The following is a 15,232-nucleotide window of genomic DNA, read 5'->3' on the forward strand; positions in this document are numbered from 1 at the left end:
ATGGGCAGATAGATGATCCGGCTTTCAGGTAAGGTCCTGAAGGACAATCTTTCGGGCTTTCAGCGCATCGTGATTTTTCAGAAGCTCTCCGCCTGCGACCCTGTCCAGGACGTAGATGAGGTTACCGCCGTTGTCGGCGTATTTCTGCCCATAGGAAATCGGCACATCGGGGGTCACTTCCCCGAGAAGGGACCGGGTCACCGACTCGACCTTCCGCTCTCCGTTCGCCAGAAGAACGACATGTTCAGCCTGGTAGACAAGCTCTGCCCCCATGGATACGGCGTAATTCGGACAGTCTTTTACCGAGGGGAAATGCCCGTCTGTCACTGAGTTATGAATGGTGTTTTCGTCAAGCTTGACCAGCATGACCGAACTCCCCTTGAAAGGGATACCCGATTCGTGGAAGGCGACATGCCCGCGCCCTCCGACACCGATGACCTGGAGGTCGATTCCTCCGGCCTTTCTGATTTTGCGCCGATATCCGTCCAGGATGTCCTTCCTGATCCACGCAAGATACTCCGACCGGGTTTTCTGCTTTATGGCGATGGACTTCCCTGCGCTCGTACCTTTGTATTCCCAATCCCCGGGATGGTTCTCAAGCTCCCGGATCAGCATTTTCTGATCAATCAGGGAACCGAAGGGCACACTTGTTTCCCTGAATTTTTTTTCCAGCAGGCCGAAAAACTCCTGAATCATAAAGTAGCAGTAGCTTTCCGGGTGGATTACCCGCTGCTGGATGTTTTCACCGGGCAGACCGACATACTCGTCAAGATTGAAGGTTCTGATTCGGCGGCTGTCAAACTCGCCGGCATTGGCCGCCCGGGCCAGATGTTTATACATTCCGGTCGGCGAGTTCCCGGTGGCTAGCCCCAGAACAATCTCCTCTTTTTTCTCCGACACATCGAGGATTTTCTTCTTTACCAGATCCGCCGCAACCTGGCTCATGTGTTCGAAGTCGTTCGTTATGAAAACCTCAATAGGCATACCTTTTCTCCTCGAATTGAATTGTTGGCGGAGCCGCCCCTTTTCCCGTCTCAGCCGATGGACTTCTTGACAATGTCCGCAATCTCCTGGCAATACGTCTCCGTCACCGCCACGGAAGGCCCCTCAACCATGACCCGACACATATTCTGCGTTCCGGAATAGCGGACCAGAATGCGGCCCTCCTCGCCAAGTTCCTTCTCTATCCGGCCTATGACCTCCATGACCTGCGGCACGGTACTGATGTCAGGCTTGCTCTTCACATCCACATTGATCAGTTTCTGGGGATAAATGTCCATCAGCCCGGCAAGCTCAGACAGGGGTTTCCCGGTCCGGACCATGGCGGCAATCAGCTGCAGAGCTGTAAGGATACCGTCCCCTGTTGTGTGGTGCTCGAGGAATATCATGTGACCCGATTCCTCCCCGCCGATGATGCCGCCCAACTTCAGCATGTCCTCCAGGACATAACGGTCCCCCACCTGTGAGGCGTGGTGCTTGAAACCATATTTCTTGCATGCCACCCGCAACCCGAGATTGCTCATGACCGTGCTTACCAGGAGATCGTTTTTCAACTTGCCTTGCTCCTTGAGCACCTTGGCGCATATGAGAAGGATCTGGTCGCCTGTTATCTCCTGCCCCTTTTCATCGACGGCGATCAGGCGGTCTCCGTCGCCATCGAATGCAAGGCCTATGGCGGCGCCGCTTTCAACGACCTTTTTTCTCAGATCCTGCGTATGCTGTGATCCGCAATTTTCATTGATGTTGATCCCGTTCGGCTCGTCGTGGATGACCTGCAAATCCACCCCCAGCTCCCAGAAAGTCTCCTTGGCAACTTTGTAGGTTGCGCCGTTGGCGGTATCGAGGACGATCTTCATCCCCTCTATGGACAAGTCGCGGGGGAACGTGCTCTTCAGGAACACGATATAACGGCCGTGTACGTCCCACACGCGGAAGGCCTGCCCCATGTCCTTGACGGGCGGCACCAGGGTATGGAGAGCATTGCTCAGCATCAGGTTCTCAATGGCTTCTTCCTGCTCATCGGAAAGTTTGAACCCACTGCCGGAGAAAATCTTGATGCCGTTGTCCTGATATGGATTGTGCGAAGCGGAAATGACGATCCCCGCGTGGGCGCGCATGCTCTGGGCAATGAAAGCGATCCCCGGAGTGGGCAGAACGCCGAGCAGGTAGGGATTGCCACCCATTGAGGTGATCCCCGACTCGAGGGAACTCTCAAGCATGTATCCTGAAATTCGGGTGTCTTTCCCGATCACGATTCTTGGACGCGCATGCTCCTTTTTCAGGATATAGACAATCGCCTGCCCTATGGCAAAGGCGATTTCCGCATTCATGGGATACCGATTTGCTTCTCCCCGGACTCCATCAGTGCCAAACAGTTTCCCCATAACATTCCTCCCTTGAAATAATGGATTAAAATCAGTTGTCGAATAATCTGAGCGAGGGAACAATTTCCCCTGCCTTGGAACAGAGGGCATCGACAATCCCTTGAAGCCAACGCGTTCCCTGCCCGGAGATTTCCGCGGGAAGCCCCTGTATGGCGACAATATAATCGGCCTGCGCCCCGCCCCTTGCTCTATCAAAGGCGGAAAGGAACTCATCGCGGGTCTGTTCGTTCCCATGCTCCCCTGCACCCGCGGCAAACAGCGCTTCTATCTCATCAAACCGATCAGAAAATTCGTTTCGTCCAGCGGTTTCCGGGTTCGTTCCCTCATCCTGTTGAGAGGACATTTTTGCCTTTTCAGCAAGCACCTGGAGACGCTTGATCCGCTCTTTCTTCCCCAGCGCCAGCTTGTCGACCAGTCCGGAAAACATGAGCCCACCGAATTCCTGCCGATCAAGAAACGGCCTCCTGACATAAAGATACCACTGCTCAAGGGCCATGAGATTTGCGATATAGATGATGTTGTTCTCTACGACCCGGCGGATGCCGGGATAGGCCCTGGGCCGAAAATCCGTTCTCTTTCCCGCTTGCAATTTTTCGACAATCAGCTGATTGTCCTCGATAAAATCATTTCTCAACACCGAATTGGCGGCAACGACATTGCCGTATCCCAGTCGTGACGGTCCCACCGTGCCGCCCTGGCCGCCGAGGAAAATGGCGGGCTGATTGAGCATGACGCCCCGCGGAACGTCACCGAATAGGGAAGCCGTGGTCTTATCCCCATCCGGAGTAAAGTTGAAATGAATATAGGAACTGCCCACCTCGCTGTGATCCTTCCGGCTTGTTCCGCCGGCCATCAGGCAATCACAGAAGTTGATCAGGCTACCAAGCGTCACGAACGGGAAAAGGATCGTCTGTTTTATTCCGACACAGTGGGCGCCGTTGGCCTCCTCTTCAAGGATGCAGCCTTCACGCACCTGCGCCCCGGATCCCATGTTGGCCTTTTCCAGAAAGACGGACTTGGTAAAAAATCCCCCCTTCAGTTCGACGTCAGGTCCCAGCTGGCAACTATCGATCGTAACCGGAGCTTCATACCCGATCCGGCACCCGGCCGATATGACCGTCTCCTTGCCGTAAATTCTGCAACCTGGATAGATCCGGACACCCTTTCCAGAAATCTGATCTGCGGCCACCTCATCGCCCAGATCGATGGTCAGGGGATTGGGAATATCGACGCCCTTTTTGATCAACGCAACAACCTTGTCGTAGCATTTTGGCAAACTGTTCATAATCTCCTCCAAGTTGCGGAATAATATATGAATTTAATGAGATATCAAGGTTTTTTTTAAAAAATCTAGCGTGCGGAAACCCTGGAACAATTCTGCCTGTAAACAGGAAACAGGCCTCCGGACCAGGTGATGGGCATTCGGTGCGGGAAGCTCGGATCATTCAGCCGAAGAGGATGCGCAGCAAAGTTGATCGGTCCGTAAATTTTTCTCTTTTTTTTATTGACAGGCAGAAGTGATTTCCCTATATCCTCTACTTATAAAATCAGGTTTATATCCCTTACATCTTATCAATTCTTGAGCTCACCGTTCTTCACAGGGCTCTTCTTCATGAGGTGAGTTCTATCTCCAATGAAGACATCAGAAATCGGCCAATACGTTGACCAGCTTCTGGAGATGGTCATCAACGAAACGATCCCCAAGGGACCCCACAGAGGCTCCATCTTCGGTCTGGTCGACTCGGTTTATTCCCGTGAAGGCTGTGATAAACGGGTCGTGGTTTTCGGGGGCGGAACCGGCCTCTCCACGGTCGTCGGCGGGAACTCCCGGCTGGCCGAGTGGCCGGAAAATCCCTTCGTGGGATTGAAGCAGGAATTCTCCACCATGGATGTGGTGGTTTGCACGACGGATGACGGGGGCTCTACAGGGCTGCTCCTGAAGGAGTTGCCGATGATTGGAATCGGCGATTTTCGCAAGGTTCTCCTTTCCCTGATCCTGAGCGAAAACCTCCAGGAGACTTACGGCCTTGATGATGTCGCAACCGGACAGCTCGTCCGCGCCATTCATGCCGTGTTTAATTACCGGTTTCCGGAAGGATTCAGAAAGTTCCGATGTGTGGCCAACCCGTTGCTTCTGCTGCCTCAGGATCTGCGCAAAACCGTACCCAGGCCATTATCGAACCTGTTAATCTCCCTGGGAACCTACATTTCCCAGGGCGGAGACGGGCCGACCATTTCGCCGGGAGGTCATTGCCTGGGCAATCTGATGCTCACCTCCGCCATCTTCAAATCAGCCGGCCGGACGATCGATCACCCGCCCGGACTGGCTGCCATTACGGAAGGAATTGAGCTTCTTTCCCGCGCCATCGGAGTGCCTCCCGGAACGCTTCATCCTGCAACGGCAACCCCCGGGCAGCTGGTGTTGAGGTACAGCAACGGAGTTGCCGTCAGGGGGCAGGATAAATCGGCGATCACACGCCGCCACCTGCCGATCGACCGCGTATCCATCGAATGCTGTGATGCTCCTCTCGTCAGCCCGGCGGTCTGCAATGCGATTCGAGAGGCTGACATCATCCTTTTCGCGCCGGGCAGCCTCTACACAAGCATCATGCCGATCCTCCAGGTCCCAGCCATTGTTCAGGCGATTCGGGAGAACCGCAAGGCATTGAAGATCCTCGGCGCCAACTTCCTGGTGCAGGCGGGAGAGACGGATATATCCAGGCGCCGTTGGAATCGCGGTCTTTATGTGTCTGAGCTTGTGGAAGCGTACGGACATAATGTTGAAGGCGGCGCCGAGGGCCTCTTCGACGTCGTATTAAGCGCCAACCTGGAGCACATCTCGGGTGATGTGCTCCGCAACTATGCCCTGGAAGGGAAAAGCCCCATTTATCTTGACCGCAGCCGCGTCGAAAGCCTGGGGGTTCTCCCCCTGGAGGCAACGGTCTATTCCCCGGAGCGGCTCAAGAGGGCCGGTGTCATCCACCACGATCCCCAGAAATTTGCCCTTGCCGTGCGGACGCTTCTTGTCGCACATCAGCGGTTGGGGCTTAACCGCAAGCACGCCTCTTCGCGGACGATTCCGGCACGGTCGTCAAACAACACTGTTACAGGGGCCCCGCCTCTTTGTTGCTACTATCGGGAAGCAGACGCCGTGCTGGCGGAAAAGCGGTTTCATCCCCGGAGCCTCCGAGAAATCATGCGCGAAATCATCTGGGAAAACCGGGATATCCGAATCACGCACCTGAAATTTTTCCGTGCGGCGCAGATTATCCCCGCATCCCGATGGACACGGAGCAAGGAATGGGACAACGTCCTGGGATACTATGATCCCGAAGACGGCCTGTTGAAGATCCACGAGCAGGTCAGCGATGATCCGGAGCGTATCCGGGATAATCTTCTCATCGCCCTGGGTGAATCGCTGCTGGGGCAGTACGTGGAAGGCAGATGCTGGGTCAATCCGGAAAACGGAAACCAATGGGGCGCGCGGCGTTATGAGATCCGGCTGCGTCCCGTGGAGGAACGCCGATGCTTTCTCGATGATGGAGCGTTGCGAACCTATCTCAGGCTGGCCCGCATGATGCCGAAGCCCCATGATCCGAACACATTCGGGATCACGCTCAATGACCGGGAGGGATTTCTTCCTCCAGGCCTGCTTTTCGGGCTCCTGTATGCGTGGTATCTGAACAACGCGTACGGCGAAATCATGGAATATGAAATGTCGCTGCTCCGCTGGCCCCCCCAGAAACTCATCCCCTATCAGCTGGAAGAGCGCACCCGCAAACAGGCCCTTGTCCGGTTTTTCCGTAATGTCGTGTTCCAGCATCGGGACGAGTAACCCGGTTTTGATGAACGATAAGAAAAAAAAACGACTTCCAGACAGCAGGGACTGCCTGGAAGCCGAAAAAGAGGAGTAAAGCACTCCGAGGAATCTTACATAGGCGGCATCTTGAAAAAGCCTTTGTCCACTGCCAGCTGCATCAGTTTGCGGGCTTTTTCCTCTCCCATTTCATTCATCATCTGGAAGGGTCCTTTCGGCCACGCGAGGGAGGTCCGGATCCCAAGGTCCAGATCCTCAACGGATACGACCTTCTTGGCGATCAGATGCTTGGAGATGCAGAAAACCGAGCCAAGCAGAAGTTCACCCACCTCGCTGCGGGCCGCCTTATCCTCCAGAACGGGACCTTCCTCAAGGTTCCAATCCAGTTTTTCTTCAAAACTTTTCTTCAGGAAAGCCGGAACCGGCGGATATCCGATGTCCGTATTGCCGAGATACTCGACCATCGAAACCGCGGCATGATAGCATGTGCCCAGACCGGCGCCCTTCTGCACCCACATGATGCCGAATTTCAGGCCCAGGAACTCCTGCGAGATGCTTTCCAGCGTCGCGATGTTGTATTTATCACCGGCAAAATTATCAAGGACCATGTATGCGGCAATGAAAACAGGATTGACGGCAAATCCGGGGAAGTCCATGACCGTGATCGCCACCTTCTTGTTCCCCTTCGCAAAGGCCATGAGCGCTTCGTAGGTTTCATCACTGGTTGCCTTCTGACGGATCACCTCCACCAGACGGTTGACGTTCGCCGGGAAGAAATAGTGAAGACCGGCGGTCCTTGCCGGATTGTCCACCTTCTGCATGAGCGTTGCGATGGGGAAGGTCGAGGTGTTGCTCACAATGATGGTATCCTTCGGGACCACCTTGGAAATCTCTTCAAAGACCTGAATCTTCAGATCGATGTTTTCCACAACGGCCTCGATGATCAGATCGCACACGGCCAAATCTGCGAAATTGGAAGTCCCCGTGATCGTCCCGCAAATTTTGTCCGCCTCCTCCTGAGACATCTTTCCCGACTGCACCCTCTTGGCCATGGCTTTAGCCACGAACTTGTCATACATGGACTTGACCAGGTCGTCATTGAGTTCCTTGAAGACAACCCGATAACCGCTCATTGCGGCATTGAGCCCGATGGCAGCACCCATCACGCCGAAACCCACAACTCCCACTGTCTTGACTTCCTTCATTCTCCGCCTCCCTTTCAATTTCAAACGGCCGGCACAGGGCCGTGCAGAAATTCAGCTGAATATTTTTTAAAAACCTTTTCCCAACAGACTCCGGGCAATGACGATCCGCTGGATCTCATTTGTCCCCTCGTAAATCTGCTGAACTTTGGCATCCCGGAACATCCTTTCCACCGGATACTTCTTGGTGTAGCCATATTCCCCCAGAACCTGGATCGCGGCGCCGATCACCTCCATGGCCAGATCGGAGGCATAGGCCTTGGCGCAAGATGAATACCGGCTCTGGTTAGGATCGTGACGGTCATATTTATCCGCAGCCATATAGGTCAGGTAGCGCGCGGCCTCTGTTTTCATTTCCATGTCGGCCAGCTTCATCTGGATGCCCTGCTTTCGTCCGATCGGCTTGCCGCTCTGCAGATGCTCACGGGCGAACTGAACCGCACAGTCCAGGGCTCCCTGCGCCATACCGACAGCCTGCGCTGCAATGCTGGTTCTCGTTTTGTCCAGCACCTGCATCGCGATTTTAAAGCCGTCCCCCTCCTTGCCCAGCAGGTTTTTCACAGGAACCCGAAAGTCTTCGAGGAACAACTCCGTCGTTGTCGAACCCTTAATCCCTATTTTATGCTCCAGCTTGCTGACAATCCAGCCCGGCCCTTTCTCCGCCACCAGACAGGACACTTTCTTTTCCTTGGTAGCAGGATCGACAGTCTTTACGAACAGGGTCATGACATCCGCGATATCTCCATACGTTATGAACCTCTTGGATCCGGTTACCACATAGTCATCACCATCCCGTACGGCTGTGGTCTGAAGGCTGGCTACGTCCGAGCCGGCGTCGGGCTCGGTAAGCCCATAGGCCGCCAGCGTCTTCCCTCTAGCCAGGTCCGGCAGGAACTGCTGTTTCTGTTCTTCCGTTCCGGCAATGGTGATTGCCGCCGACCCAAGGCACTGTCCGCTCAGCATCATGGCCACACTGCAGCTGAATTTCGATATTTCCTCCACAGCGATCGCCATTGGAAGGGCCTTGCCACCAGTGCCTCCGTATTCCGAGGGAAAAGGAATCGCCAGGATCCTGTTTTCCGCGAAAGCTTCTTTGATATCCCAGGGATAACCACCGATTTCATCGAGTTCCCCAGCCCTTGGCGCCACCTTTTCCTGCACCAGCTTTTGCACGGATTCCTTAAGTGCTAATAGATCTTGATCAAGCTCGAAGTCCAAGTGCTCACCCCCCTTGACGGTTGACTGCTCAAAAAAATTAAAGCAGAGGATAAGCCGTTTATCCCCGGAAGATGTCCGGGGATAAACGGGTCTATTGTTTTCAGGCCTTTTCGAAGCAGAAAAAGACTCGCTGAATCACATTATCTTCACCTTTTTTGCCGTCAAAGGGCTGCGGATCCACCGGGAAGACCACCAGCTTCACCTCGTCCCCCACATTCAAGGCCCCCATCGGACAGTCCTTGATCCGGCTGAAAAGTGTCAGCACGCCGCCCAGATCAACCATCGCGTGAACCAGCGGGGTTTCAAAGCCGATCGGCACGCCCACCTCTTCATAGGTTACACTCAGAGCTGTACCCTTGGTGGGGAGATCGACCCATTCCAGGTTTTCCGATAAACACTCGGGGCAGATCACGCCGCGGGGGGGAAACGACAGAGTGCCGCAATCTTTGCACTTGGTGGTCGTCAGCCTCCCCTCTTTCAGATTGTCGAAAAAGGGGTAAATCCGGGTGAACTGCTTGCCCTGCAGAGGCCACATATCCATTGAAGCTGCATATTTACCTTCTGTGATACTCATTATTCCATATCCCTCCCGTAAATTAAGACTGTGTGTGCAGAGATCAAGCCGCTCAGATTATGGGTTAGACCGATCCTGGCCCCTTCCACCTGCTTCACAGCATCGCCCCTTAACTGGTGCATGATTTCAATACCCTGGCGGATGCCGGTTCCCCCGAAGGGATGGCCGCAGGAAAGCAGGCCTCCATCCGTATTGACGGGCACCTGGCCACCGAAGTCGGATTTTCCCTCCTGGACAAAGGGTCCGCCCTCGCCCTTCTTGCAGAAACCGAGTTCTTCCACTTCGACGATCTCGGAGATCGTAAAGCAGTCATGGGTCTGGGCGACATCGATATCCTTGGGGGTCACCCTGGCGTGCTTATAGGCCTGCTCGCCTACAATCCTCAAGGTATCCCACGTTGACCAGACGCCGTTGTTGAAATTGGCCGACATCTGGTGCTGGGTCCCCTGAGCACTCCCACGGATGTAAACAAGGGGCTTGTCGGTCAGGTCCTTGGCCTTTTCCTCGCAGGCCAGGATGATTGCCGCACCGCCGTCCGTCACCGGGCAGCAGTCCGTCAGTTTCAGCGGCCGGACGATCGTTCTCGAGCTCATCGCCTCTTCCAGAGTAATCGCTTTCTGCATCTGGCCCTTTTTGTTGTTCAAACCGTTGCGGCGATTCTTGACCGCAACCATGGCCAGCTGCTCTTCCGTCGTGCCGTAGAGTTTCATATGCTGCTGGGCGACTGTGGCAAAGGCCGGTGGCGGAAGCCCCATCCCATTCGTGCAGTCAAATTCATGGTCGCAGGTTCCCAACTCACTGAACGGAATTTCCCAGCGCTGGGGCATGTAAAGTTTTTCCACACCCACCACCATGACCACGTCCGCCTTGCCGCTCCGAATCATCGCATCGGCTACGATAATGCCGGTGCTTCCCGTTGCGCACAGAAGTTCGACCCGGCAACAGAGGTTGACGGGTTTGATGCCCAGACATTCTGCTGCCTGCGGCGCCAGGTGGGTCTGAAAGGAGCAGCGCTCCGTATGGCATGCGCCCACGATAAACCCATCGATATCCTTATTTTTAATGATAGGATTATCTTCGAAACAAGCCTTGCCGGCCTCCTGGATCATGTCCCTTTGAGTGGCCTGACGCACTCCCCACAAATTCTGGCCACCAGCAATCACGCAAACATTTCTCATATAAAAACCCCTCCAATCTCGTTGAACTTAGATTCACCTCAACTCAGAATTCACCACGCCCCCGAAAGGACGCCCTTCGGATGACGGCACCTCGATCCCGGCACCCCTGTCTATGTAAATTTCGGTTTGCGCTTTTCCACAAAGGCGCTGAACCCTTCCCGGCGATCATCGCCGGTAAATACCAGAATAAAATTTTTCGTCTCGAAATCCAGGGCTTCTCCCAGGTTCATGTTCAAGCCCTGATTCACCGAATTTTTAATGATGGACAGTGCAAGAGATGATTTGCCTGCCAGCTTTTTCGCCAGGGCTTTTGCCTCATTCATCAGTTCGGACAGGGGAACGACCTTGTTGACCAGACCGCATTGACAGGCGGCATTGGCATCGATGATATCGCCCAGCATGAGCATCTCTTTCGCCTTGGCAGCACCCAGAAGGCGCGGAAGACGTTGTGTGCCACCGCCGCCGGGGATAATGCCCAGGTTGATTTCCGGAAGCGCAAACTTGGCTGTATCCGCCGCAATTCGGAAATCGCAGGTCAAGGTCAGCTCACAGCCGCCGCCGAAGGCCAGCCCGTTGATCGCGGCAATCGTCGGTTTGCCTATATTTTCAAGGGCGCGAAATGCGGATCCGGATACCTGGCAAAATTTATACATTGCTACCGGAGTAAGATCCTTCATCTCATTGATATCTGCGCCTGCCACAAAAGCCTTGTCGCCGGAACCGGTAATGATGACCACCCGGACAGCCGGGTCCGCTTCCAGTTCAGCCGCGACCTGACCGAGCTCAGCAAACATTTTGCTGTTTAGCGGGTTTACCGGCGGCCGGTTCAAGGTAACCGTCGCGATCCCTTCCTCAACTATAAGATTGATCGTTTCATACATGGCTTTTAAGTTTTACCCCCCCCTCTTTAGTTTTTAATCCATTAACGGTGAGAAAGCTTTTACAAGCTGCCAGAAATACCTGCGACGAAGCCTCCTTCCCAATTAATGATTATGTTTCAGTTAATAGGGGATATCGCAAAAAATATGCCCTTGGTATTTTCCGTAAAACCCTTACAGGCAGCGCTAAGAGCCTCCTCTTTCCTCAAAGGATTTCAACCATGTTTAATTCATTGTTGACTCGAAAGAATGAACATTCTAAAAATTGTATCATTTCAAGTGTTTATCATATTATACAAAATAAGTCATATTTAACTCAGACAAACCGGCTATGATTCATCCGGCCTTCTGAGTTTTCAAATCACGGAATATTTTGGGGAATAATTATTCAAGTCAATATACTTCGGCTGAAAAAGAAGGGGGGAAAACAGATTTCAATAAGGGCAGGCAGAGGAAGATCCACCATACGCCTACCCGCAAATATCTGAAATGTATAATCTTACGCTTCATGATTCAAAAAGCGCCTGCCGCTGCGGTTCCTATAAGGAAAAAATGAAGCATCGCACCATAAAAGAATCAGTTTAGACAGAGCCGCATCAGCAATGATTCACCTTATGTTTTTTAGCCAGACGCACTACGGTGCTTTGACTTACTCCCAGTACTTTAGCCGCCTTGTAAGTGCTCTTTTGAGACTGTATGGCCTTGCTTACCATATAACGCTCCAGTTCCTCAACGGCCTCAGTCAAATTCATCTGGTGCATTCGATAAAAATTGTTGTCCATCTGGGTCCGGTATCGATGGGGCAGATGCTCCAGGCCAATCTGCTGAACATCGGTCGTGACCACAAGCCTTTCGATCAAATTGATCAACTCCCGGACATTCCCCGGCCATTCGTATTTCAGCAGACACTCCACCACTTCATCCGACAGGCTTTTTTTCAAGTCGTATTTCCTGTTATAGGTGTCGAGGAAATGGAAAAGGAGGGGAGCGATATCATCCTTTCGTTCACGCAGCGATGGGATTCTAAGGGGGATTACGTTGATTCGATAATAAAGGTCCTCGCGAAAAGATTTTTCCTTTATCATTGTTTCCAGGTCTCTGTTCGTCGCCGCCACCACCCGTACATCAATCTTGATCGTTTTCACGCCGCCAAGCCTGGTAATCTCATGCTCCTGCAGGACGCGCAAGAGTTTGACCTGCAAGCCCAGAGGAAGATCTCCTATTTCATCAAGAAAAATGGTTCCCTTGTGAGCCAGCTCAAAAAAACCGGGCTTTCCGCATCGACTCGCCCCCGTAAACGCACCGGGCTCATAGCCGAAAAACTCACTCTCTATCAACTCTTTTGGAATGGCGCCACAGTTCACCTTGATCAGGGGGCCTTTCTTTCTTTTGGTATTCATGTTGTGCAGGACATTGGCAATAATTTCCTTGCCCACCCCCGACTCTCCCTGAATGAGCACCGGGCTTTCCACCATGGACACCCTTGTGGCCAATTCTATAATTTTTTCCATCTCTTTGCTTTTGGATACCAGGCAATGTTCGCTGGTATATTTTTTCCTCATGTTTTCCATTTCAAAGAGATACTGGGCATTCAGTTCCTGTGTTTTTCTCAGCTTTTCCTCGAGCTGCTTCAATTCCGTCACATCCCTGAGGTTGACCACCACCCAGATGACTTTGCCGGTTTCATCGAAAACAGGGTTTCCGATGGCCATGATTTCCTTTCCCTTGGCAAACTTCTGCAGGATGGTGACCGGTTTTCCCGTTTCCAACACCTTCAGCGCCACCGTGGGATCAAAATAATTCCCTTCTTTTTTTATCTTGTGGAGGTTGACCCCGAGGACGTTCTTGATCTTTATGCCTGTCAATCTCTCAAAGGCCTTGTTGACCCGCGTGACCATCCCGTTTTTGTTTACGACGCTGATCCCGTCATAGGAATCTTGGAAGATTGAATTCAACTCCTTAAATTCATTATTGATCACGTCCAGCAAATTCAAGCCGTGGAATTTTTCTCGAGTTATGACGCGGGTTAAAACCTCTCCCGCTATTTCGCTATCGCTTAAAATCTGGCAAACCCTTTCAACGGCCAGGCTGCCGATGTTGATCTCATCGGTTATGGTGCTGATGATGTCTTCCGTAACCATTTCGTAAATCATATCGCTGCCCATAATACCCTCACTTTTTTAAAGACTATTTCGGAATGCAGGCCCTTCGGGGAGATCAAGAAATGGATCTGGACCGGCGCCGGGAAAATATTGCGGCTCATGGATGCTCCCGATATCCTTTTATGAAAGGTGCATTGCCCCAAGTCTATCTTGGACAGACTATTTTAAAGCCGCCTGCCGGAAAGAGTCAAAATAAAAAATACGGTACCGGGTTTCCATGAGTCAAATCAGCCAAATCTACGCCATTGATTCCTTGAAATCGTCTTACCGGGAGAAAGAATGGAACAACAGAACAGGTTACTGAACCGGTTTTGCCGGACATTATAATTCATTTTTAAATTAATTTAAATGATGTATTTGCAACATGTTGTATTTCTTGAAATTATAAAAGCTATCAGGCCAAGTCTCATTCAACTCACGTGACCCAGTTTTGAATTTCATGAAATCATTGTCTCTAACCATTCAGGATCATGAGATAATATAGCCAGAAAGAACCTGCCTTACATGCGGAAACCACCTTCCTTGAGCCGGGCCCCGATCAACGGATTACGGCTTAAGAAAGGTGGTCGTCTTGCGGATGCTACAAAGGTTTTGTCTTTTAAAGAATAAAGGGTTCCAACCTTTGACTCATGTCGGCAACCCTAGTCTTTGAAGGATCGTTTCTTTCAAGGTCTCCGATGTCCCTTCACCGACTTCCATCAGCCGTGCTTCCCGGAAATATCGTGAAATCGGGTATTCAACGGAAAACCCGTATCCGCCGTGCACCTGCAAAGCCCTGTCTGCAACCCACATGCAGGATTCCGACGCAAAAAGCTTTGCAACCTGCGCATCGAGGGAAATGTCCTGGCCATGATCCGCCTTGAAAGCGGCCTGGTAAATCATATTCCTGGCAATCCGGCTCATTTTGAACATATCGGCCAGGTAAAATCCGACCGCCTGGAAGGCACAGATCGGTTTACCAAAGGCTAGCCGGGCTTGCGAATATGCCAGGGCCTCTTCAAAGGCGCCCTGAAGGATTCCCAATCCGACCGCCCCGAAGACCAGGCGGAAGCGGTCCAGGGCATTGGTGAGCAAGCCAAGGCATGCCTCTCCGGAAGAGATCAGCGCTTCTTTCGGCACTTGCACCTCATTGAAGTCCACCTCGCAGGTTGATACGGCATTCATCCCCATCTTGGGAATTTTCCGAACCACAATTCCCGGTGACTTTGAGTCCACAGCGACCAGGACAAAATCGCCCGGCTGTCCGCCCGTTGTCATCCTGGCAAAGACAAGGAGATCGTCGGCATTGTCCGCATTGACGACAGACATCTTGCTGCCCTTCAAAACCAGGGCATCCCCTTTATCCTCAACCGTTGTCTCTATTTTTGCTATATCTGGACCGGAATTGGCCTCCATGAAGGCCATGGTTCCCGTTTTTTCTCCGTAGGCAGCGGCGGTGACGTATTTTTCTTTCTGTTCTTCAGTCCCAGCCTCCAGAATCGGATAGGCGAAATAAAAACTGGTGGCTCCGGCGGCCAACGCGACCGCTGCCGACACACGGGCCAGTTCTTCCATGGCAATGCAAGCCCCGACCCAGCCTAATCCGCTGCCTCCGTACTGCTCGGGAGTAATGATGCCTCCGACGCCCATCTCTGCCAGTTTTGCCAATATCTCAGAAGGATATTCTTCCTTTTCATCAATGTCTCCGGCGACCGGTCTTATTTCCTTTTCACAAAACCTGTGAATCATTTGCTGGAACATTTTTGTTTCATCAGTCAACAGATTTTCCATAACCTCCACCTTCTTTCCTCGCTATCCAATTAATGTTGGAATCTTGATC

At 52.5% G+C, this 15,232-nt stretch carries 11 protein-coding genes; 1 reads left to right on the plus strand and 10 read right to left on the minus strand.

Features of this window, described 5'->3' with window-relative positions:
- Nucleotides 1-24 precede the first annotated feature (24 nt).
- Genes AB3175_RS05055 through AB3175_RS05065 form a run of 3 tightly spaced genes read right to left on the minus strand, consistent with a single transcriptional unit; the run spans nucleotide 25 to nucleotide 3,669 of the window.
- Nucleotides 25-984 (minus strand): glucosamine-6-phosphate deaminase, encoded by a 960-nt coding sequence (locus AB3175_RS05055; protein WP_367359858.1) that lies wholly within the window; start codon nucleotides 982-984, stop codon nucleotides 25-27.
- Nucleotides 985-1,034: 50 nt separating this feature from the next.
- Nucleotides 1,035-2,384: a phosphoglucosamine mutase gene (gene glmM, locus AB3175_RS05060; protein ID WP_367359859.1), complete on the minus strand. Its 1,350-nt coding sequence runs from the start codon at nucleotides 2,382-2,384 to the stop codon at nucleotides 1,035-1,037.
- Between the two features lie 31 nt (nucleotides 2,385-2,415).
- Nucleotides 2,416-3,669, minus strand: a complete 1,254-nt coding sequence (locus AB3175_RS05065; RefSeq protein ID WP_367359860.1) for a UDP-N-acetylglucosamine pyrophosphorylase — start codon at nucleotides 3,667-3,669, stop codon at nucleotides 2,416-2,418.
- Between the two features lie 348 nt (nucleotides 3,670-4,017).
- Here AB3175_RS05065 and AB3175_RS05070 point away from each other — a divergent pair, with 348 nt between their 5' ends.
- Complete coding sequence (locus AB3175_RS05070) at nucleotides 4,018-6,219, plus strand: 2-phospho-L-lactate transferase CofD family protein (protein WP_367359861.1); 2,202 nt, start codon at nucleotides 4,018-4,020, stop codon at nucleotides 6,217-6,219.
- 95 nt (nucleotides 6,220-6,314) lie between these two features.
- Here AB3175_RS05070 and AB3175_RS05075 read toward each other — a convergent pair whose 3' ends face one another.
- From AB3175_RS05075 to AB3175_RS05105, 7 genes are all read right to left on the minus strand, one after another.
- Nucleotides 6,315-7,406 (minus strand): 3-hydroxyacyl-CoA dehydrogenase family protein, encoded by a 1,092-nt coding sequence (locus AB3175_RS05075; RefSeq protein ID WP_367359862.1) that lies wholly within the window; start codon nucleotides 7,404-7,406, stop codon nucleotides 6,315-6,317.
- Between the two features lie 66 nt (nucleotides 7,407-7,472).
- Complete coding sequence (locus AB3175_RS05080) at nucleotides 7,473-8,621, minus strand: acyl-CoA dehydrogenase family protein (RefSeq protein ID WP_367359863.1); 1,149 nt, start codon at nucleotides 8,619-8,621, stop codon at nucleotides 7,473-7,475.
- Between the two features lie 100 nt (nucleotides 8,622-8,721).
- Nucleotides 8,722-9,195, minus strand: a complete 474-nt coding sequence (locus tag AB3175_RS05085; RefSeq protein WP_367359864.1) for a Zn-ribbon domain-containing OB-fold protein — start codon at nucleotides 9,193-9,195, stop codon at nucleotides 8,722-8,724.
- Nucleotides 9,195-10,373, minus strand: coding sequence for a thiolase family protein (locus AB3175_RS05090; RefSeq protein WP_367359865.1), 1,179 nt, complete (start codon nucleotides 10,371-10,373; stop codon nucleotides 9,195-9,197). The genes AB3175_RS05085 and AB3175_RS05090 overlap by 1 nt, the downstream gene beginning before the upstream one ends.
- A gap of 110 nt (nucleotides 10,374-10,483) precedes the next feature.
- Nucleotides 10,484-11,254: an enoyl-CoA hydratase/isomerase family protein gene (locus AB3175_RS05095; protein ID WP_367359866.1), complete on the minus strand. Its 771-nt coding sequence runs from the start codon at nucleotides 11,252-11,254 to the stop codon at nucleotides 10,484-10,486.
- 593 nt (nucleotides 11,255-11,847) lie between these two features.
- Complete coding sequence (locus AB3175_RS05100) at nucleotides 11,848-13,416, minus strand: sigma-54 interaction domain-containing protein (RefSeq protein ID WP_367359867.1); 1,569 nt, start codon at nucleotides 13,414-13,416, stop codon at nucleotides 11,848-11,850.
- A gap of 624 nt (nucleotides 13,417-14,040) precedes the next feature.
- Nucleotides 14,041-15,183 (minus strand): acyl-CoA dehydrogenase family protein, encoded by a 1,143-nt coding sequence (locus tag AB3175_RS05105; RefSeq protein WP_367359868.1) that lies wholly within the window; start codon nucleotides 15,181-15,183, stop codon nucleotides 14,041-14,043.
- Nucleotides 15,184-15,232 lie beyond the last annotated feature (49 nt).

The sequence above is a fragment of the Syntrophus sp. (in: bacteria) genome (genome assembly GCF_040768185.1).
Taxonomy (GTDB): Bacteria; Desulfobacterota; Syntrophia; order Syntrophales; family Syntrophaceae; genus Syntrophus; species Syntrophus buswellii.

What these genes read in the sequence shown, in the direction of transcription:
- AB3175_RS05055 (WP_367359858.1), bottom strand. Translation starts at nt 984, where the DNA reads ATGCCTATTGAGGTTTTCATAACGAACGACTTCGAACACATGAGCCAG.
- AB3175_RS05065 (WP_367359860.1), bottom strand. Translation starts at nt 3,669, where the DNA reads ATGAACAGTTTGCCAAAATGCTACGACAAGGTTGTTGCGTTGATCAAA.
- AB3175_RS05105 (WP_367359868.1), bottom strand. Translation starts at nt 15,183, where the DNA reads ATGGAAAATCTGTTGACTGATGAAACAAAAATGTTCCAGCAAATGATT.
- AB3175_RS05085 (WP_367359864.1), bottom strand. Translation starts at nt 9,195, where the DNA reads ATGAGTATCACAGAAGGTAAATATGCAGCTTCAATGGATATGTGGCCT.
- glmM (WP_367359859.1), bottom strand. Translation starts at nt 2,384, where the DNA reads ATGGGGAAACTGTTTGGCACTGATGGAGTCCGGGGAGAAGCAAATCGG.
- AB3175_RS05075 (WP_367359862.1), bottom strand. Translation starts at nt 7,406, where the DNA reads ATGAAGGAAGTCAAGACAGTGGGAGTTGTGGGTTTCGGCGTGATGGGT.
- AB3175_RS05090 (WP_367359865.1), bottom strand. Translation starts at nt 10,373, where the DNA reads ATGAGAAATGTTTGCGTGATTGCTGGTGGCCAGAATTTGTGGGGAGTG.
- AB3175_RS05095 (WP_367359866.1), bottom strand. Translation starts at nt 11,254, where the DNA reads ATGTATGAAACGATCAATCTTATAGTTGAGGAAGGGATCGCGACGGTT.
- AB3175_RS05070 (WP_367359861.1), top strand. Translation starts at nt 4,018, where the DNA reads ATGAAGACATCAGAAATCGGCCAATACGTTGACCAGCTTCTGGAGATG.
- AB3175_RS05100 (WP_367359867.1), bottom strand. Translation starts at nt 13,416, where the DNA reads ATGGGCAGCGATATGATTTACGAAATGGTTACGGAAGACATCATCAGC.